Source organism: Anaerocolumna sp. AGMB13020 (genome assembly GCF_033100115.1).
GTDB lineage: Bacteria > Bacillota > Clostridia > Lachnospirales > Lachnospiraceae > Anaerocolumna.
Window position 1 is genome coordinate 4,784,594 of record NZ_CP136910.1, and the last position, 18,593, is coordinate 4,803,186.

Here is an 18,593-nt window from a genome sequence, read left to right on the forward strand (position 1 = left end):
ATTATGGAATTATTTCAGATGGTTGATAATAAGCTTAAACGAAAGCAAGATTAAGGGGTAACTAGGATGCAAGCAAAAGATGTAAATAATACTTTTTATGTACTAAGATTCTTTGCTATCTTAGCTGTTGTAATGGCCCACTCTGTATACACTCTGATTCCAAATGATACTGTGGTAAAAGTATTTAATTCTTTTGGAAGATGTGGTGTCATAATTTTCTTTATTATATCAGGTTACTATTTTAGAAAAGAAAAATATGAGAATGTATTGCAACTGTTGAAGGCAAAACTTAAAACTATAATTATTCCGTGGATTATTTGGGGCATGGCAATTTATTGCACAAGATTTACGTCAACAGATTTATATTTTAGCCTGAAAGAAATAATCTTATGGCTTTTAGGATTTGGTACGTACCTGTATTTCTTAACAATATATATTCTATTGCTATGTATATTTCAAATACTACCCCAAAAGAGTGGAATTCAGGTGATATTACTCCTGTGTACATTAATAAATGTGTATTTAGTTGCTGGTAATGTCGGGCCATATTCGGTATTAAAATCAACCAATGTTCACGCTGAATTAATATATCTATTAACTTATTTAAATATATTCAATTGGATCGGTTTCTTTACATTAGGATTACTACTGAGAAAAATAAATCTATTCGAAAATAAAAAATTATGGGCTTTTAAATATAAAATAATAATTAATATATTTATTATTTCTCTATTAGTATGTATGATTTTGATTGAAAAGGGTAATACATATTGGACTAATTATAGTATTTGGATTGAAATGAGTTTCTTTGTAATTCTCTTTCAGGTATCAAAATTGCTTAAGGATGTAAAATATATACAGGAAATTGGAAAAGTAACAATGCCAATTTATTTAATTCATTTTTTGATAGAAGGGTTTATATTTAATAAAGTCTTACCGGAAAGTATTATAATGGGATTAATAAGACCTTTGATATCGGTATTAGTTGTTTATTGGTTATTACAATTGGGATTAATTATAAGCAAAAAGATACATCTTCAAAGATTATACACTACCTTCCTGGGGTTAAAATCATAGAGTAAGAAATGCACACCCCACACTTAGTAGACAGAGTGCGTTCCACCTTACATTTATGGGTACACAGGTGATAAAGTTCGAAGCCGTCCTATGCTTAATTTGATTGGGAAACCTTATTTATGGGGTTTTCCAATTTTTTTGGTGTGGCAATCTTTTAATAAAACACCTGTTATACATTGTATACAGGTGGCAAATACACTAATGTTAGCCGCTGTGAGAAAAGGACGGCAATAAATATGACTTTTTCCTCCATCCTTGTGCATCTCTATCCTATCTGTCCAGGTTAATGCCTATGTCAAAAGCTGTACAAGCAGAATGACTTCTAGCTATTTACAATTTTGCAATTAGTAGAAATTCAATAATATTTATAGAATTTTACAGTTTCATTACATGAAAATGGTATAATCTGCTTAAGAGGTGAATGGGATGACAAAAATATTAATTGTTGAAGATGATAGACATATTAATGAATTAATAAAGCGAAATTTGAAGTTAGTCGGTTATGACTGTGATCAGGCGTATGATGGTAAAAACGCGTTAGAGATTTTCAGAAAAGATAAATACGACTTGATATTACTTGATGTTATGCTGCCGAATTCTTCTGGATTTGAGTTAATTCCAGAAATTAAAGATACACCAGTTATTTTTGTTACAGCAAAAGGTGAATTAAAAGATAAATTACAGGGGTTATCTTTAGGAGCAGAGGATTATCTCGTTAAACCTTTTGAAATGCTCGAATTGATTGCACGAGTTGGGGTTGTTCTAAAACGATATAAAAAGGCAGAAGAAACATTCCAATTAGGAGATGCCATGGTTTATCTTGATAAACGAAGTGTCTATGTTCGAGGGCGCGAAATGGATATTACTCCAAGGGAATATAGCCTGCTTGAAACTTTGATTATAAATAAAAATATTGCATTATCAAGAGAAAAATTACTCGATATTGCATGGGGATATGATTATGAAGGGGAAACAAAAACAGTGGATGTTCATATTCAGAAACTACGCAAAAAACTTGGATGGGAGAGCTATATAAAAACGATAGTTAAATTAGGTTATCGATTGGAGTGCTAGTATGAAACTTTGGAACAAGATATATTTTATAACACTGATTGTTACTTTAATATTTGTAAATCTGGGTATTTATTTTGTATTCAATATAACATATCGGAAGAATATTGAAACAGAAAAAAACAGGGCTGAGGCGGATTTCGAAATATTAAAAAGCAATATTGAAAAAAGTATGATGGCCTTGGAGGAACAGGGGCGTTGTACAGATATTGCAGTGCAATCATTATTAGTTTCATATGAACAGGTTTATAAGAACCAAGATATTTCATTACAAATGTGGATGAATGAATCTTACATTTATCCTAAATTTCCTAAGTATCAGAATAAATCCTTAAAAAATGATACAGAAGGAAAAATTGTTATTAAAACAGAAAACAGCATTAAGGTCATCTATGTGACAGCAAAACTCAGAGGCATGACTAATCCGTATTCTTTTATGTATGAACGACCTTTAACGGAGTTGAATGAAATATGGAATAGTTTGAATCATATTTATATTTCTTTAAGTATAGGAATTTCAGCATTACTTGCTATTCTTTTAGGCTTAGTTCTATATCGTATTATGCAGCCATTAAAGAAATTGTCTATGGCAGTAAATGAGATGAGAGAAGGGAATTATGAGAGCAGAGTGGAGCCTATGGGAAATGATGAAATATCAGAACTTGGAATTAATTTCAATCACATGGCAATAAAGATACAGCAGGATGTTAGAAGTATCTCTGCTGAGGCAGAGCGAAAGCAAATGTTTATTGATAATCTGGCACATGAATTAAAAAGTCCCTTAACTAGCATCTATGGTTTTGCAGAATATATCCAAAAAGCAAATGTATCTGATTCAGAGCGGGAAGAATGCCTATCTTTTATCATGGAAGAAAGCAAACGTATGATGGAAATGTCATATACATTATTGGATCTGGCTATGTATCGAAAAGAACAGATTGAATATGGGGATATTTCAATTAATACATTGAAAGAGACTGTTAATAAAATACTAGAATCCAGATTAAAGGATAAATCGGTAACGTTAAAATGGGATTATCATATAGAAAAAATATATGGCAATGGGCTATTAATAGAAAGTTTATTAACCAATCTGATTTCAAATGCTGTATCTGCCTGTAGACAGAAAGGTAAAATTATTGTTCAACTGAAAGCTGGGCAGGCAAGAATGATACATTTTGAAGTTATTGATAATGGAAAAGGTATTTGTCAGGAAGATTTGCTACATATTATGGAACCGTTCTATCGGGTGGATAAATCAAGAAGCCGTGAACATGGAGAAACTGGATTAGGACTGGCGTTATGCAAAAAAATCGTGGAAGCCCACCATGGAGATATTAGTTATACATCAGAACAAGGAAAAGGAACGTGTGTAAAAATCGATTTATGGAAATCTTTTACCGATTGATAACAATTTCATTAATTTTTTATATTTTTAATCATGTAAATTATTTATGATATTAATACTTCGAAGCTATAAACGAAAGGGAGGATTCATCATGAAAAAAAATAATATTATTACAATCGCAATATCGTTGGGCATGATTATCGGAGGCGCATACATAACATATGGAGCGATGACGAAGACTCAAGGTAAAACAGTTCAGGCTGATATGACTAATATGGAATGGACAGAAGAAATGCAGCAATCTTTTAGTGATACGGAAGTCGCAGATGATAGTACTAAAGCAGTTAATAAAAAAACTTTATCCACAGAAATTGGCTTTAACATTGAATTTGATCAAGAGCACTCTCCTCTTAAAAAAGAAGCTGTGGATATGGATATGGAGGATGCCTTGGGTATCGTATTAAAACAGATAGAAAAAATATATTCTGTTTCTTTAACTGGTAATAAAGTAATTATGACAATAGATCAATACAGTAGTAATCAATCAATCGATAGCTTTATAGGTGCTCGATTCTATATGGGATTTATCATTTGTGATTCTGTTTCCGGGTATAGTTTTGAGATTAATTCGGTTACCGGAGAAATATATTCTATAGGAAAATTATATCAAGATATTGATAAGGAAATCTCCAATATTTCAGAAGAAACACTGAAACAGCTGGGAATTATTTATGATATGTATACCAAATCAGATTTAGAAAAAGTTCAAGATACTTATTTTGAAATTGCAAAAGCTTATATTGTTAATAACCTTGATAAAGGAAAAGTTGTTAAAGAGTACGGTATTTGTCCGGGAAATTATGGTACCAATTATGTGGATGTAGCAAATATGTTTATCATGGACTTATATTGTGAATTGGATAATGGAAGTGTTATTAATATTCAAATTGACCAAGTTACAAAAGAAGTTGTGAATTTCCGTATTTGCTCATAACTAATTTAATCCAAAGGTATAAATAAACTTAATCATACATCCCTTTTTCTCTCAGGCAGATCGAGATGCTTCTTGTCTGCGCGCTGCTTCCAATTTGAAGTTGGATTCTTACTTGAATAATCAAACGAATAAGTTATTGAGTTTTTATACGGTAACTCTATAATAAAGTTGTAGCTACAATATAAATTCGAGGTGAACGAAATGGAAGATATGAAGTTAAACCGGGAAATATCAGTTTAAAGACACCTTAAGTACTTCTGTTCATTTTTGATATAGCTTTGGAAATAAGTTTGTTGTATTTTTATGTCGAAATTTGGTTTACATGAATTCCCTAAAATGGTATAATAAGGTAATGTTAAAATATACACGCGATGGGGGAAATAACAAATGAAAAAGCATAAGAATGCAAAAGTTGGTTTTAAGGTGTTGCTCACAATTGGACTTATCTTCACAATTTCAGTTTTGTCCTTGGTAGTAAACTGGTACAATCAAAACAGTACTTATCAGAAATCCAACAAGATTATTACTGGTACAATGGAAGATATATTGGCTTTTGATAATACCTATCAGTATATGCTGGCTGTAGACAGTTTGGCGATGAAGCAATTCGCAGCCGAAGATAAAGAAACCAAAGAATTATTTGCAGGCTATATCGAATCAAGCTGTGATGTGATCAAGACCTCCCTGGAAGATATCTCAGCCCGCTATAAAAATACAGAGTATATTGATAAAATGACAGAACTGAACAGTCAGTTCACAGAATATAACGGTTATATGGAACAGGCCTTAGCACTTTCCAATCAGAATGATAACGAAGGTGCCAATAAGATCTTTAACAGCAATATGTCACCGATTACTTCTGTAATGTTCAATGATCTGAGATACTTAAGCTCTGATCTAAAAGATACCGTTAATGCGCAGATAAAAGGCCTGGAAGCCTCCAAAGGTTTCTCGGATGTCTTTACCGTAGCCATAGCAGCTGTTTATATTGTAATGTTAATCTTTTCCTGGTTTATTATCCGCAATATTTTAGTGAATCCATTAAAAAGAACAGAACAATCGCTGTTAGGGATTACAAAAGCTATTGAAGCTGGAGAAGGTGACTTGACAAAACGTGTTTATTATAAACACGATGATGAGATTGGTCAATTAGCCCAGGGGATGAATGGATTTATTGATACCTTACAGCGTATCATTACAGATATTAACAAAGTATCTGCCTCCATAGACACGAACTTTAAAAGTTTTGAATTAGGACTGAACCATGTGATAGACAGTGTAGCAGATAATTCTGCTTCCATGGAAGAGATGTCGGCAGGTATGGAGGAAACCTCTGCTAATATTGAGTCAGTAAATAATTCTGCAGCAGATATTGGAAACCTGTTGGTAAATATGTCTGATAAGACGGATAGAGGGGTTACTTTAGCAGGCGAAATCAGTGCCCGTGCAACCTCGTTAAAGGAATCCTCTTTACAGGCACAGAACTCAACCAGTAATATCTTACAGGAAATTTCAGAGAACTTTAAAGTAACCATTGAGAAATCCAAAGAAGTAGAACAGATCAATCTACTGACAAATACAATCTTAGATATCACCTCCCAAACGAATCTTCTTGCTTTAAACGCTTCAATAGAAGCAGCAAGAGCAGGGGAGCAGGGGAAAGGTTTTGCAGTAGTAGCAGACGAAATTGGCCATCTGGCTCATAGATCTCAGGAAACAGCTAATCAGATACAAGTGATAAGCGCTTCTGTAATTGAATCCGTAAAACATCTGGCAGATGATTCGAACCGTATGCTGGAGTTTGTCGATAGCCAGGTAATGGAAGATTACGGCAGAATGGTTGAGACGGGTGAGCTTTACGATACAGACGCCAGAACGATACATGGTATCATGAATGAATTCAGACAGACTGCAGTAGAACTTCAGCAAACAGTGTCTTATATTGTCAGTACCATTGAAGGTGTTACAGAAATTATCGGTGAAAGTTCGAAGAACACGCAATCCGTAGCAGAGAACAGTGAAGTACTATTAAAGGAGACGGAAGTGTTACGAGCAGCACTGGATGAAAGTGCACAATCAGTATATAATTTAAGTCAGGCAGTTCTTAAATTCAAACATATATAAGCTTAATATCGATAATTTATACAAATAAAGAAAATAGATGAAATACAGGAATTCAAGTCCGGTACAAACAGCTTTTAAATACACATATTAATTATTTTACTGTGAAGCCTTCGAATAATTTCGTTTATATGTGTGTTGACGCTGCCCAAAATAAATATTACAATGCTTCTATATGGAAGGAGATATATGACATGGTAAAATATTTAAGAAGGGTCTGCCTTTAAGTACTATACCCAAATACATCGTAATATTCTGACTGCTTAGTTTTCTCTTTTTTATTTCAAATTGAAAGGAGAAAAGATGAGTTATATAAAAGCAGAAGCAATATTACCGGCAGATTTGCTGGCAGAAATCCAAAAGTATGTAAGTGGCAGAAATATCTATATCCCGGCAAAGCAAGACAATAAGCTGAATTGGGGAATGAAAAGTAGTTACAGACAGGAATTGAAAGAAAGAAATGCTGATATCTTTTTTCAGTATCTGCAAGGCATAAAAGTTTCAGAACTGGCTTTAAGATTTTATCTTTCTGAAAAGAGTATCTATAGAATTATTTATCAAATGAAAATAAGATAAAAGGTAAAATAAGTCCGCTGCGTTAAGGTCAGTTTTTAACGCAGCGGATTCTTTTATGTTTTTCTAGCTACTTTTTCCGTAGCTTCTTTCAGCTAAGCAGAGTTTAGATGCATCTGGATATTTTATACAATATTGATTTTTATTTGAGTTATTTTATGATATACTTGTGTAAATACAAATAGATAAAATGTAATTTACGCAGGAGGTATATACATGGGAGAGTTCATATTCGAAAAATGTTCAGACATAGAAGGTCTTTATATGGTAGAGCCCAAAGTTTTTCTTGATGAAAGAGGTTACTCGATGGAAACCTATAACTATAAAGACTTCTCAGAAGCAGGTCTTACCATGGATTTTGTGCAGGATAATCAGTCAATGTCCGTAAAAGGTGTGCTCAGGGGATTGCATTTTCAAAAGACCTATCAGCAGGGGAAACTGGTAAGGGTTATGCATGGAGAAGTATTTGACGTGGTGGTTGATATCCGTGAAGGCTCTCAAACTTATGGTAAATGGTTTGGCGTTATCCTGTCCGCAGAGAAGAATAAGATGTTCTATATACCGGAAGGATTCGCTCATGGCTTTCTGGTACTATCAGAAACTGCTGAATTTGCTTACAAGCTAACGGATTATTATCATCCTGAGGACGAAAGCGGCATCCCCTGGAATGATCCTGCAATAGGAGTGGAATGGCCTATTACCGCGGAGCTGAAGGTAATAACCTCTGAAAGAGACAATAGTCACCCAGCTTTTCATAAGGGGATAGTATTGAAACCGAAAGGCCTGCAATTGGATAAATAGGATAGATTAGACAATGACAACAAAGGATTACAAAATATATGAAACTAAAGAGGGCAGAATGGCATCCAGATTAATCCATTACTTAATAGCAGAAGAAATTGCTAAAACAGATAAAAAGATTAATAGAGAAAGGTTTGTATACGGTGCTTTATTACCTGATTTATCTTCCCATGAGGATGGGAGTTATAATAAAGCACATTTTGGAGAAATACACAGGGAGAAAAGAAAAAAGGGTATTAACTGGCATAATTTCAGAAATAAATATAGGGATGAAATGGAAACGGATTTCATGTATCTGGGTTACTATTCTCATTTGATAATGGATGCATTATGGTTTGCACAAATTGCTGATAAATACATCAGAATATATCCGAATCCGGAAAGAAAAATTTACTACAAGAAAAGCTATGAGGATTATTTAACATTAAATAAATTGCTGACAAAAGAATATGATCTCTATTATTCTTTACCTGTAATAGAGAAGATAGATATTGAAGAGATCAATATATCCTTTGGTGAAAGTTTCTTTGAGGAATTGAGAAATGATATGATACCCTCCTCAGGTGTTCGCAAAGAAGATTTGAGGCTATATCCTTATGAAGTCATAGCTGAGTTTCTGAATCAGGCTAAGAACTTGTGTATAGAGGAGATAAGTGCGCATCGAAGAGGGATTGATTCCCTGGACCCTCATGAACTTTTTGTGAGTAGATAAAAAGCTGGGAAATATGGAAGACTTCTATTCTTTCCAGATTGTAGAGAGCTGTTTTGTGATTACCGGATTTGAACTTAGTGTCTAGGCGATGAAGTGGAGGTGGTATGAATGAGAAAATCTCTTACAGCTTTGTTTTTGGTTCTTTCCTTTATGTTAGCAGCCTGTTCGAAAGGCAAATTAGAGGAGTCGGATGACCAGATTCTAAAAAACGATAGCCTTGATCGTGTGAAAAAAGGAGATTTTATTGTTTTTGAAGATGGCAAAATTACTTCTGGACAATTGTTATGGGAGGATTTTATAAAAAAAACGGATAAGGGAGAAACAGCGTCTGTGAGCCTGGCTTATTACTATACACTGGGAGAACCATCCCAATACTCTGAGGAATATTATGAGTCGGTAAAGGATAATTACCCTAGGCTTTTTACGAAAGATTTAAGTTATGACGGTAAAATATACATGATTGAAGAAGCGGAGGATGGGCAGAAGCAATCAAAAGAGTATAAATTCCTGATGAGATATGAAGAGGTACCAGACAGTACCTCTGCTCTATATTCCAAATGCATCTATTACGTTCTTGTAAATGATGACGCTGTAACCTGGAAGGATATATTTAATGGTATGATCAGTTCCCGGTTAGACGCAGGTATTGATCACTACCTGATTTATTATGATTATATTAGGAAATAAATATCAATCAGTATATTGAAGAAATCAAACTCGAGAATTTCGTCTGTAAATCCAAAAATTTTTGTCTGTACATTGTAAAAAGTTAAGGGTCTATAGGTGGAAAGCAGGTTAGTCAAAGATACCGAAGCAACAGGTTTGCACTGTTCTTGTCAATGAAGTTATACTGCCTGACGGACAAAAGGATAGCATGAATGGCTTTCTCTCTGTAATCCTGCTTTAAATAAATTTCTCCCAGTTTCGTATAGGCATCAAGGATATTGAGCTTTGGCAGTGCCGCAGCCAACGCATCGACATGGGTAGTTTCACCGGCTTTCATAAGCTTTTCCAGGAGTTTATAAAGGAAGTTGTATTGATAAGAGCTTGAATTTTCTACGTGAAATTCAGATGGAATTAATTGCTCTAAAACAAAAAGGGAAGTGCTCTTAAGCTGTTCGGGCATGTTATCCAGTAAAGAATGAATCCTGTCTATAACCTCATCGGTTGTGAGTATAAGGGATAAAAGGTAATAGGCAATTATTTCTTCTGTATCAGCAGCAGACGCCAGAGAGGAAGCTGCCATTGCATAAAGAGCAGAAAAAGTATCAATTGCATTGTCGTAAAGATGCAGAAAAAAAGATAGCTTTCCGGATACCATAAGAAGTTCCCTGCTGTTGTTTGGTGTGAAATTACCCAAAGACAAAGCATAGTGGGACAGTTCATACAGCCTCAATTCAACCAGAATATCGGCGGCTTTAAGGTATTTTTCTTCAAGGCTGCCGGCTGTTATATAAGCAAGCAGCTTGTCAAAGAACTCCTGACGTTCTTTACACTGTGGATACAGGCACTTAGCCAGGGGAAGTAATATATCAGGCGCTTCCGGGTATGACAAGGCTTCTGCATAGTAATCTAGCGCGTCCTGATAAATCTCCTCCTCGTAATAGATTTCACCTAAAGCTATAAGTGCCCTGTAGGTTCCGCAGCCTGCAGTGAATTTTAAGGTATTAGGGGCTTCCCCCATGGCAAGGCAGCGCTCGAAGGATCTTACAGCAAGTAGATTTCGGTGATTAGATTTGTAGATGCTTCCTTTTAAATACTCAATATCTGTACAGGAAGGATATTCCATAAGCCCTTCCTCTGCAAAGAATAGAGCAGCAGTACTGTCACCCTGTGTCATATAGCATAGAATTATCCGGTAATAAACATGGGGAAAATAAGCCTGTGAGTGGGCTTTCTTCTCATGTGCCTTCAGGTAACAGGGCAGGGCGTTATTACAATCCCCCTGAGCCATATATTCATTTCCCAGATTGAAAAGATAGTAGGGATCTTCGGGATTATCCTCCAATTGCTTCTTTAATAAGGGCATATTCCGGTTATGTTTCTCCTTTTGCTGTATAACCTTATCGGTATATCCGAAATGGTGCAAGGTAATCTCTGCAAGGGTAAAGCGGGAGGAGTCAAAGTTTCCATTTCTATTATTAATCTGCTCGTGTATTCTTCCTTCAAAATAGTATTCTCCGGTATTTCTGACCATGCGGAAGGCATAATGGACGGAATAGTCTTTCGTATTCTCGGTGGAATAATAATTATGCAAGGTAAAATGATATCCATCATAATCCTCACGGTCTAGAAGAGCATAGAAGTTTTCGGTATCTTCCTCACGAAAGAGTTCATCTGCATCCAGTAACAAGATCCAGTCGCAGGTGGCTCTCTCAAGTGTCTGATTTCTGGCTGCTGCGAAATCGTCTTCCCATTCTATATCAAAAACAGTGGCGCCGTATCTGGCAGCAATCTCTTTGGAATTATCCTCAGAACCGGTATCACCGATTATAATCTCATCTACAATTCCTGACACACTGCCAAGGCACTGCTCCAGTATCCATTCCTCATCTTTTACAATCATACATAAACTTACGGTTTTCTTCTTTCCCATGGCGGTTCTGATTCCTTCATAAGAAGAGAGCTTCATTTATTAAGGTATTCAGATAATCATAGATTGACACTCTAAACAGCAGCAAGAAGCCGTTCGCAAATGTTTCTTCTTTTGTATAGGTGGTGCAATTTTCACGCTAGCGAATGAGAGAAGGAAGGGCTCCCCTGTCTTTTACAGGACTGTTACCGGTTATTTTCAGGTATGCCCGGTAAAAAGCAGAATAGTCTGTATAACCGGATTTGCCTGCTGCTTCCTCCGCACTATGCCCGCCCATAAGCAGCTGCTTTGCATAGATGATACGCTTATAGCTAAGATAATCGCAAAGGGTTGTGCCGGTAGCCTTTCGGAATACCTTGTTCAGATGATGTTTGCTGATACAGAATTTGTCTGCAATTAAGTCCAGGGTTATATGATCTGTATAATGACGGTTGAGATAGTTTATAACATTTTGAAGGGTTTCTGAGCCATCACTTTTTCTTTGTACCTCCCCATTTTCTTTCCCAAGAGATAGAATTCTTGCTAATAATGCTTCCAAATAAACAGGCAGCAGAGTGTTTTTAAGGGATTCTGAGAGACCTGCACAGTCAATAAGTGCTTCCATCTGAGGGAAAATCTTCTCTTTTACATTGTCAGCATAAAATATTTCTTTTGTATCTGCTTTGGATGCACCGGGGAAAATAGACTGCAGCATAGCCCGTCTTTCCAGAGAGAGTGCCTCAGGAAAGAAATGCAGAGCAATGCGGATGTAGGGTTTTCCTGAATTTACTCTGACTCCATGAAAAACATTTGGTGCTAAGAGCAGCAGGCTATGGGGAGAGAGCTTATAATGTATCCCCTCCACCAGATAATCTACATCTCCCTCCATATAGTAATAGATTTCATAAAAGTTGTGGCAATGGAGTGCGTAATCATAACTTGAGTTCAGGGTAGTGCTGTAGCCGAATATCACGTGTTCGGTTGTAATCTGTGCCAGGGATGCCATAGGTCTATTATCCTCCTTCCGCCTATCCCAAAAAATTAAAAGCAGGTAATTCTATTAAATAAATCATAGAAAGTACTCGTTAAGGCGATTATATCTAATGAACGCTATATTTGCAATATAAATATCTCTTTCTGCAATGGAGTTATCTGGCTGAATACGTTAGAATTGAGACAAATAACAAAGGAGAGAGGGTAGGAAAGATGGAATTGGGAGCTCAGCTATATACAGTAAGAGATTTTATACAGACAGAGGAGGATTTTAACAGAACAGCAAAAAAGATTGCAGATATCGGTTATCGTACGGTGCAATTATCAGCGGTAGGAAAGGAGATCAGACCGGAAAGAATCAGAGAAATCTGTGACCGCCATGGGCTTAAGATTGTACTGACCCATATGGATGTTAACCGAATCCTGTATGACACGGAGGAGGTGATAAAGGAGCATGACATATATGGCTGTTCCTATATCGGACTTGGCTCCATGCCAGGGAAGTTTCGCAATGCCTGCTGGCTTCCTTACTTTCTTGAGGATTTTAAGGAACCTGCCAGGAAAATAGCGGCAGCAGGTAAGCTCTTTATGTATCATAACCATAATTTTGAATTTGAAAAAATAAATGGAGTTACAATTTTAGAGCAGTTGATAAATAGTTTTACCAAAGATGAAATGGGGATTACCCTGGATACCTACTGGGTTCAGGCAGCAGGGGCAGATCCTGTTCAATGGATAAGAAAACTAAAAGACAGAGTACCCTGCGTCCATCTAAAGGATATGGCGGTTTCAGGCGGGGTTTCTGTTATGGCGCCGGTTATGGAAGGAAACCTGAATTTTGAAAGAATTCTTCAGGAGCTGGAAGAAACCAATTGTAAATATATCCTGGTAGAGCAGGACAGCTGTCAGACTAGTCCTTTTGACTGTCTGAAACAAAGCTATGACAATGTAAGCCAGCTTGGATATCATTAAGGCAAAGCATATATATAATTAGTACTTACATTCAAAGGCAGCTGGATGGAATAAATGCCAGTTCTATACATGGATTCCACCGCAAGCTTGCAGTATAAGCCAGCCTGAGAGGGCAAGGTATTTAAAGCATAGAAGAAAGGAAATCAGGTGTTCGTTTTGAAAACGCCTGAGAGGTACATAGATGGATAAGGTTAGAATGGGTATAATCGGAATCGGAAATATGGGAAGCGCACATGCAAAGTCCATAGCAGCAGGAGAAATTCCAGGGCTAGTACTTACTGCAGTAGCCGATCGAAAGGAAAGCCGTAGGGAATGGGCTGTCACACAACTTGGAGAGGCTGTTCAGATCTACAAAGAAGGAGAGGAACTTATTGCTTCCGGTTCATGTGATGCAGTATTGGTGGCAACGCCTCACTACCAGCATCCAGACCTTGTGATAAGTGCTTTTCATCATGGCCTCCATGCATTATGCGAAAAGCCTGCCGGCGTCTATACAAAGCAGGTTCGAAGAATGAATGAGGAGGCAGATAAATATAACCTGGTGTTTGCTGTAATGTTCAATCAGAGGACAAATCCGGTATACCGCCGAATGAAAGAACTGGTTGATAATAAGAGCCTGGGTGCAATCAAAAGGGTGAACTGGATCATAACGGATTGGTATCGTACACAGGCTTATTACGATTCCGGTGAATGGCGGGCAACCTGGGACGGGGAAGGCGGTGGTGTACTGTTAAACCAGTGTCCCCACAATTTGGATCTGCTCCAATGGATCTGTGGTCTGCCAAAGGAAGTCCAGGCTTTCTGTCATAATGGGAAATGGCATAATATCGAGGTAGAGGATGATGTAACAGCCTACTTTACCCTTGAAAACGGAGCGACTGGTGTCTTTATTACTACAACCGGTGATGCACCGGGAACCAATCGACTGGAAATTACCCTGGAAAAGGGAAAACTGGTTAGTGAAAATGATAAACTGACAGTATATGAACTTGAGGTAAGTGAGAGGGAATATTGTTTTTATGCAACAGAAGGTTTTAAGAAACCAGAGGGAGCATACAGGGAGGAAGAAATAACGGGAGATAATCCTCAGCACAAAGGCGTGTTAAAAGCTTTCACGGAACGGATTTTATACGGTACACCCCTGGTAGCAGACGGTAGAGAAGGTATCAGAGGATTAATGCTGTCCAATGCCATGCATCTCTCCTCCTGGTTGAAAAAATCAGTTACTCTGCCCATTGATGAGGATTTGTTCCTGGAAGAATTAAATAAGAGAAGAAAGGCGACTGTCCAAAAAGAAAAGGTAAAGGATATAACCTTTGATACCAGTGGCAGCTATGGTAACCGTAATGGCTGAAATTAGAAAGGCAGCAATTATCGGCTGCGGAAATATTGCCCAGGTACATGCTGCCTGCATTGCCGGGCAGCCAGGCATCAGCCTTGCCGGTGTAGCAGATACCTGCCTTGAGCGGGCAGTTAGCCTGGGAGAGAAGTATGGCGCTGAAGCTTATTATACAATGGAAGAACTGCTAGATAGAGTAAAACCGGAGATCGTTCATATCTGCACCCCTCATTATCTTCATGTCCCCATGGCAGCAGAAGCTTTGAGACAGGGAAGGCAGGTATTTATGGAAAAACCTCCGGTTATAAACCAGGAGCAGTATACGATTCTGAAAGATGCTGTAAAGAGTTCAAAAGGAAAACTGGGCTTGTGTTTTCAGAACCGCTATAATCCTGGAACTCTCGCCGCGATGAGGCTTTTTGCTCTTGGAATTCCGGGCAGGGTAAAAGGAGGAAGAGCGATTGTCAGCTGGTGCAGAGAGCGAGAATATTATACAGAAAGCGATTGGAGGGGAAACCGAAAGACCGAGGGCGGAGGAGCACTCATTAATCAAGCGGTGCATTCCCTGGATTTGTTGACGTTGTTCCTTGGCAAGCCTGTTTCGGCAGAGGCTGTTATGGCCAATCATCATTTGAAAAATGTCATTGAGGTTGAAGATATGATGGAGGCCTATATTCAATATGAGGAGGGAATTACAGGTTGCTTTTATGCTACAACGGCATATTGCACCAATATGCCACCGATTATAGAATTGCATTGCGATAATATGAATGTAAGAGTTGAAGAGATGAAAGCAGTATGCACTGATTTCTCTGGGGAGGAAATAAAACTTTCCGAAATGCAGGAATTTAAGTTCTCTGACGAGACATCTGCTTCACCGGAAGAAAATAAGAAAAAACAGGCCTCCCTCGGTAAGAGTTATTGGGGAGCAGGCCATATGGATTGCATAACGGATTATTACAGCAGCCTTTTGTCTGAAAAGGCAGTACCTATTGGACTTAAAGAAACGAAAGACACCATTGAGCTTATGCTGGCAATCTATGAATCTGCCAGAATAGGGGAAGAGGTAATAGTATAAAAAACCTCCGAGAGTTTTGGCAAAGGAGTACTGGTTACAGGGAAGGAGTAATTATGTTAAGAGAATGTAGAATAACAGGTTTTGCGGATGAGATTAGTGATAGCTTGCAAGAACAGGCAGGCTTGTTAAAGCAGTTGGGAATGGAGTATTTAGAGCTGCGAAGTGTGAATGGTAGGAATGTAGCTGATTTCACCATAGAGGAAATCAAGGAAATCAAAAGCTATCTGGACAGTGAAGGAATCAAAGTATCCGCTATTGGTTCACCCATAGGAAAAATATCTATCAAAGCTCCTTTTAAAGAACATCTGGAACGTTTTAAACGTGTAGTGGAGACTGCCCATCTCTTTGAGACACCAAATATAAGAATGTTCAGTTTCTATATGGAGAAGGAGGAGAGACCGGAGGACTACAAAAATACAGTGATAGAACGCCTGGGAGAGCTTAAAAATTATGGAAAGAATCACAGGGCAGTGTTGCTGCATGAAAATGAGAAAGGTATTTATGGGGAGACTGCAGAAAGATGCAGCGAGCTGTTTCAGGCTTTATATGATGAGAACTTTAAGGCAGTGTTTGATTTTGCCAACTTTGTGCAATGCAAAGAAGATACCTTAAAAGCATATGAGCTTTTAAAACCGTATATTTCCTATATACATATTAAGGATGCTGTTTTTGAAACTGGGGAAGTAAGGCCGGCTGGTATGGGAGATGGAAATATAAAAGAGATTTTAACTGACCTGGATATAAGCGGATATAACGGATTTCTAAGTCTGGAACCCCATCTGGCAGATTTTACAATGCTGAAACAGTTAGAGGAAAGTACGTTAGCCCGCAGGATGACCAACAGAGAAATGGCTTTTCACACTGCCCATGAAGCTCTTTTGAAAATATTGAACGCCTAGAGAAGAAACAGCATATATTATCACAAAGCTATCTTAGGGTGAATGAAATTGGCGATAGACAGTGTTTATGTAAGAGCCTTCCAGCTGAAAGGAGAACTAAATTACAAGGGGCAGAAACTGCTTACTTATGACATTAAATATCCACAGTTCAGTTCGGAACGGTTCCGGAATTTTACCAACAAACTCAGTGTATATTACAGAGCAGAAGCAGAGTTATATAAGAAGTATCATGTAATGAAGTTATTCCAGATGGCAATTGACGACTACGAATATGCCATAGCCAATGATTTTCCTGTCAGGATATATGAAGTATTAACGGAATATACCGTGACTTATAATGACAAGTATATTCTGAGCCTGTATTTTGACCGCTATGAATATACCGGCGGAGCCCATGGAATGACTACCAGAAGTGCTGACACCTGGAATCTGCGGACTGGCAGAAGAATGGACCTGGCGGATTTCTTTCCCGGAAGAAAGGACTATGTAAATTACATTATCGCCAATATCAACAGTCAGATTGCGAAAAAGGTAAAAGAAGAAGACGCCTACTACTTTGATGATGTAGATGATTTGGTAAAAGAAAATTTTAATGAGAAAAACTTCTATATTGTGCCGGAAGGGGTAATGATCTTTTATCAGCTATATGAAATAGCACCTTATTCCAGTGGAATCCAGACGTTTCTGATACCGGTAAAAATTTAAAAGAAGGGTTGTTTCAAAATTCTTAGGAATTTGGGAACAGCCCTTCTTACTTGTATTATGAGTTAAGACTTATAGTATGAGTTATCTTTTTGTAGTTTGGTATTCGTTGCTTCTAGTTTTATCTGCAGTTTAGATATTTTTTGATAAATTCCAGTAACTGAGTACAATCAAAGTTGTAATAATTGAAGCACATTCACTTATCCTCCTTAAATTGGTGTCCATAACGGACGGGTGTTTATCAGTTCCTGTTCATGAACGTTGTTTAGAAGGTAGCGCTTTCCTTCTGAACACTTATGATTATAGCATAGGGGGAGGGGCAAAGGATAGCTGTAAGTTCTGGTTAGAGAGGAAATATTAACAAATATTTAAATATGTATTACGAAAGTGTTACATGAAAAAGGGCATGTATCCCTATAAGAGGCATAAAGAAAGGACATTTCACGCTTTTTATTTGAGCAGTACCGCAAGCTTACTTACAGCATTACGCCGGTGTTGTCGTAAAAGTCCATCCTGCCTCTTTATTTGGGAGTACACATCCTATGATGTGGCTACCTGGAACTATTTAGTGAAAATCATCTTCGTTGCGGTGATAAAGATAACGTTCCATCTCTTCTTTTGATTGAAATTCTCTTGCATAATCCATAAAATTTTGCTGATCTAATTCATTAAGTCCTAAAAAGGTATCCCGTGCAACCAGATCGTTGGTAAGAAATACTGCCAGTGAAGGAGGCAGCATATTAAATCCGCCGAAATTATCCATACAATCGTCCTTTCTGTTTGATAACCTAATAAATGGTATAAGGATAGGTTTTGCAGTAAATGCTTAAATATACAATCCTTTTTCTGGATGAAAACCGTCGAAAACCAGGTTGTATTTGAGACTTTGTTAAGTTATAATAATGAAAAGATGGCTAGTAACGCAGGAGGATAGTATATGGATAAATATAGAATACTTGTTAAAGGTATTGTTCAATATGAAAATAAGTATCTGTTGACAGAAAAATGGTATGACGATCGTATAATGGATCCTTATCAGTGGGAATTTCTGGATGGTGAGCTGGAATTCGGAGAAAGTCCTGAGAAAGGTGTCCTTCGTATCGTTTATGAAAATACCGGAGTGAATGCCCATATCAACCGCATTCTCTATACCTGGTCCTTTATGCTGGGAGATGTATGCAATATAGGAATATGTTTTCATTTATTAAGCACCAGTGAAGAAGTGGTACTGTCGGAGGAACTTCATGATTATCAATGGGTTTCCAAAGAAGATATTGAGACCTATGTGAAGAACAAGGCTGTATTAGAGGATGTTGCCAAAGCAGAACTGTAAAGGAGAAC

The 18,593-nt window shown here is 37.3% G+C and carries 18 protein-coding genes; 15 read left to right on the forward strand and 3 right to left on the reverse strand.

Annotation, left to right across the window (positions count from 1 at the left end; translation table 11 throughout):
* The first annotated feature begins 66 nt into the window (after positions 1–66).
* From R2R35_RS20110 to R2R35_RS20150, 9 genes are all read left to right on the forward strand, one after another.
* Entirely contained in the window at positions 67–1,077 is a 1,011-nt protein-coding gene (locus R2R35_RS20110; RefSeq protein ID WP_317731608.1) for an acyltransferase, read from the forward strand.
* Between the two features lie 426 nt (positions 1,078–1,503).
* Positions 1,504–2,151 carry a response regulator transcription factor gene (locus R2R35_RS20115; RefSeq protein ID WP_317731609.1) on the forward strand — a complete coding sequence of 216 codons (648 nt, stop codon included), beginning with the start codon at positions 1,504–1,506 and terminating at the stop codon, positions 2,149–2,151.
* A 178-nt stretch (positions 2,152–2,329) separates the two neighbouring features.
* Positions 2,330–3,556: a sensor histidine kinase gene (locus tag R2R35_RS20120; protein ID WP_317731610.1), complete on the forward strand. Its 1,227-nt coding sequence runs from the start codon at positions 2,330–2,332 to the stop codon at positions 3,554–3,556.
* A gap of 91 nt (positions 3,557–3,647) precedes the next feature.
* Positions 3,648–4,490, forward strand: a complete 843-nt coding sequence (locus R2R35_RS20125) for a hypothetical protein (protein ID WP_317731612.1) — start codon at positions 3,648–3,650, stop codon at positions 4,488–4,490.
* Between the two features lie 387 nt (positions 4,491–4,877).
* Positions 4,878–6,614: a methyl-accepting chemotaxis protein gene (locus R2R35_RS20130; protein WP_317731613.1), complete on the forward strand. Its 1,737-nt coding sequence runs from the start codon at positions 4,878–4,880 to the stop codon at positions 6,612–6,614.
* A 300-nt stretch (positions 6,615–6,914) separates the two neighbouring features.
* Positions 6,915–7,187, forward strand: a complete 273-nt coding sequence (locus tag R2R35_RS20135) for a CD3324 family protein (RefSeq protein WP_317731614.1) — start codon at positions 6,915–6,917, stop codon at positions 7,185–7,187.
* Positions 7,188–7,400: 213 nt separating this feature from the next.
* The gene (rfbC, locus tag R2R35_RS20140; RefSeq protein ID WP_317731615.1) at positions 7,401–7,985 is read left to right on the forward strand and encodes a dTDP-4-dehydrorhamnose 3,5-epimerase; all 585 of its coding nucleotides are present in this window, start codon (positions 7,401–7,403) and stop codon (positions 7,983–7,985) included.
* 58 nt (positions 7,986–8,043) lie between these two features.
* Positions 8,044–8,697 carry a zinc dependent phospholipase C family protein gene (locus tag R2R35_RS20145; RefSeq protein ID WP_317731616.1) on the forward strand — a complete coding sequence of 218 codons (654 nt, stop codon included), beginning with the start codon at positions 8,044–8,046 and terminating at the stop codon, positions 8,695–8,697.
* Positions 8,698–8,805: 108 nt separating this feature from the next.
* Positions 8,806–9,384: a hypothetical protein gene (locus R2R35_RS20150; protein WP_317731617.1), complete on the forward strand. Its 579-nt coding sequence runs from the start codon at positions 8,806–8,808 to the stop codon at positions 9,382–9,384.
* 112 nt (positions 9,385–9,496) lie between these two features.
* Here the strand turns inward: R2R35_RS20150 and R2R35_RS20155 are convergent, their stop codons facing one another.
* Positions 9,497–11,293, reverse strand: coding sequence for a tetratricopeptide repeat-containing glycosyltransferase family 2 protein (locus tag R2R35_RS20155; protein ID WP_317731618.1), 1,797 nt, complete (start codon positions 11,291–11,293; stop codon positions 9,497–9,499).
* A gap of 136 nt (positions 11,294–11,429) precedes the next feature.
* The gene (locus R2R35_RS20160; RefSeq protein WP_317731619.1) at positions 11,430–12,275 is read right to left on the reverse strand and encodes an AraC family transcriptional regulator; all 846 of its coding nucleotides are present in this window, start codon (positions 12,273–12,275) and stop codon (positions 11,430–11,432) included.
* A gap of 200 nt (positions 12,276–12,475) precedes the next feature.
* Here R2R35_RS20160 and R2R35_RS20165 point away from each other — a divergent pair, with 200 nt between their 5' ends.
* From R2R35_RS20165 to R2R35_RS20185, 5 genes are all read left to right on the forward strand, one after another.
* Positions 12,476–13,234, forward strand: coding sequence for a sugar phosphate isomerase/epimerase family protein (locus tag R2R35_RS20165; RefSeq protein WP_317731620.1), 759 nt, complete (start codon positions 12,476–12,478; stop codon positions 13,232–13,234).
* Positions 13,235–13,415: 181 nt separating this feature from the next.
* Entirely contained in the window at positions 13,416–14,588 is a 1,173-nt protein-coding gene (locus R2R35_RS20170; protein ID WP_317731621.1) for a Gfo/Idh/MocA family protein, read from the forward strand.
* Positions 14,569–15,651 carry a Gfo/Idh/MocA family protein gene (locus R2R35_RS20175; RefSeq protein ID WP_317731622.1) on the forward strand — a complete coding sequence of 361 codons (1,083 nt, stop codon included), beginning with the start codon at positions 14,569–14,571 and terminating at the stop codon, positions 15,649–15,651. Before R2R35_RS20170 ends, R2R35_RS20175 begins: the two co-directional genes overlap by 20 nt.
* Positions 15,652–15,704: 53 nt before the next feature.
* Positions 15,705–16,550 (forward strand): sugar phosphate isomerase/epimerase family protein, encoded by an 846-nt coding sequence (locus R2R35_RS20180; RefSeq protein WP_317731623.1) that lies wholly within the window; start codon positions 15,705–15,707, stop codon positions 16,548–16,550.
* A 48-nt stretch (positions 16,551–16,598) separates the two neighbouring features.
* Positions 16,599–17,255: a DUF3298 and DUF4163 domain-containing protein gene (locus R2R35_RS20185; RefSeq protein WP_317731624.1), complete on the forward strand. Its 657-nt coding sequence runs from the start codon at positions 16,599–16,601 to the stop codon at positions 17,253–17,255.
* 562 nt (positions 17,256–17,817) lie between these two features.
* Here the strand turns inward: R2R35_RS20185 and R2R35_RS20190 are convergent.
* Positions 17,818–18,015, reverse strand: a complete 198-nt coding sequence (locus R2R35_RS20190) for a hypothetical protein (protein ID WP_317731625.1) — start codon at positions 18,013–18,015, stop codon at positions 17,818–17,820.
* A gap of 174 nt (positions 18,016–18,189) precedes the next feature.
* Here R2R35_RS20190 and R2R35_RS20195 point away from each other — a divergent pair, with 174 nt between their 5' ends.
* Positions 18,190–18,585: an NUDIX domain-containing protein gene (locus tag R2R35_RS20195; protein WP_317731626.1), complete on the forward strand. Its 396-nt coding sequence runs from the start codon at positions 18,190–18,192 to the stop codon at positions 18,583–18,585.
* The last annotated feature ends 8 nt before the right edge of the window (positions 18,586–18,593 follow it).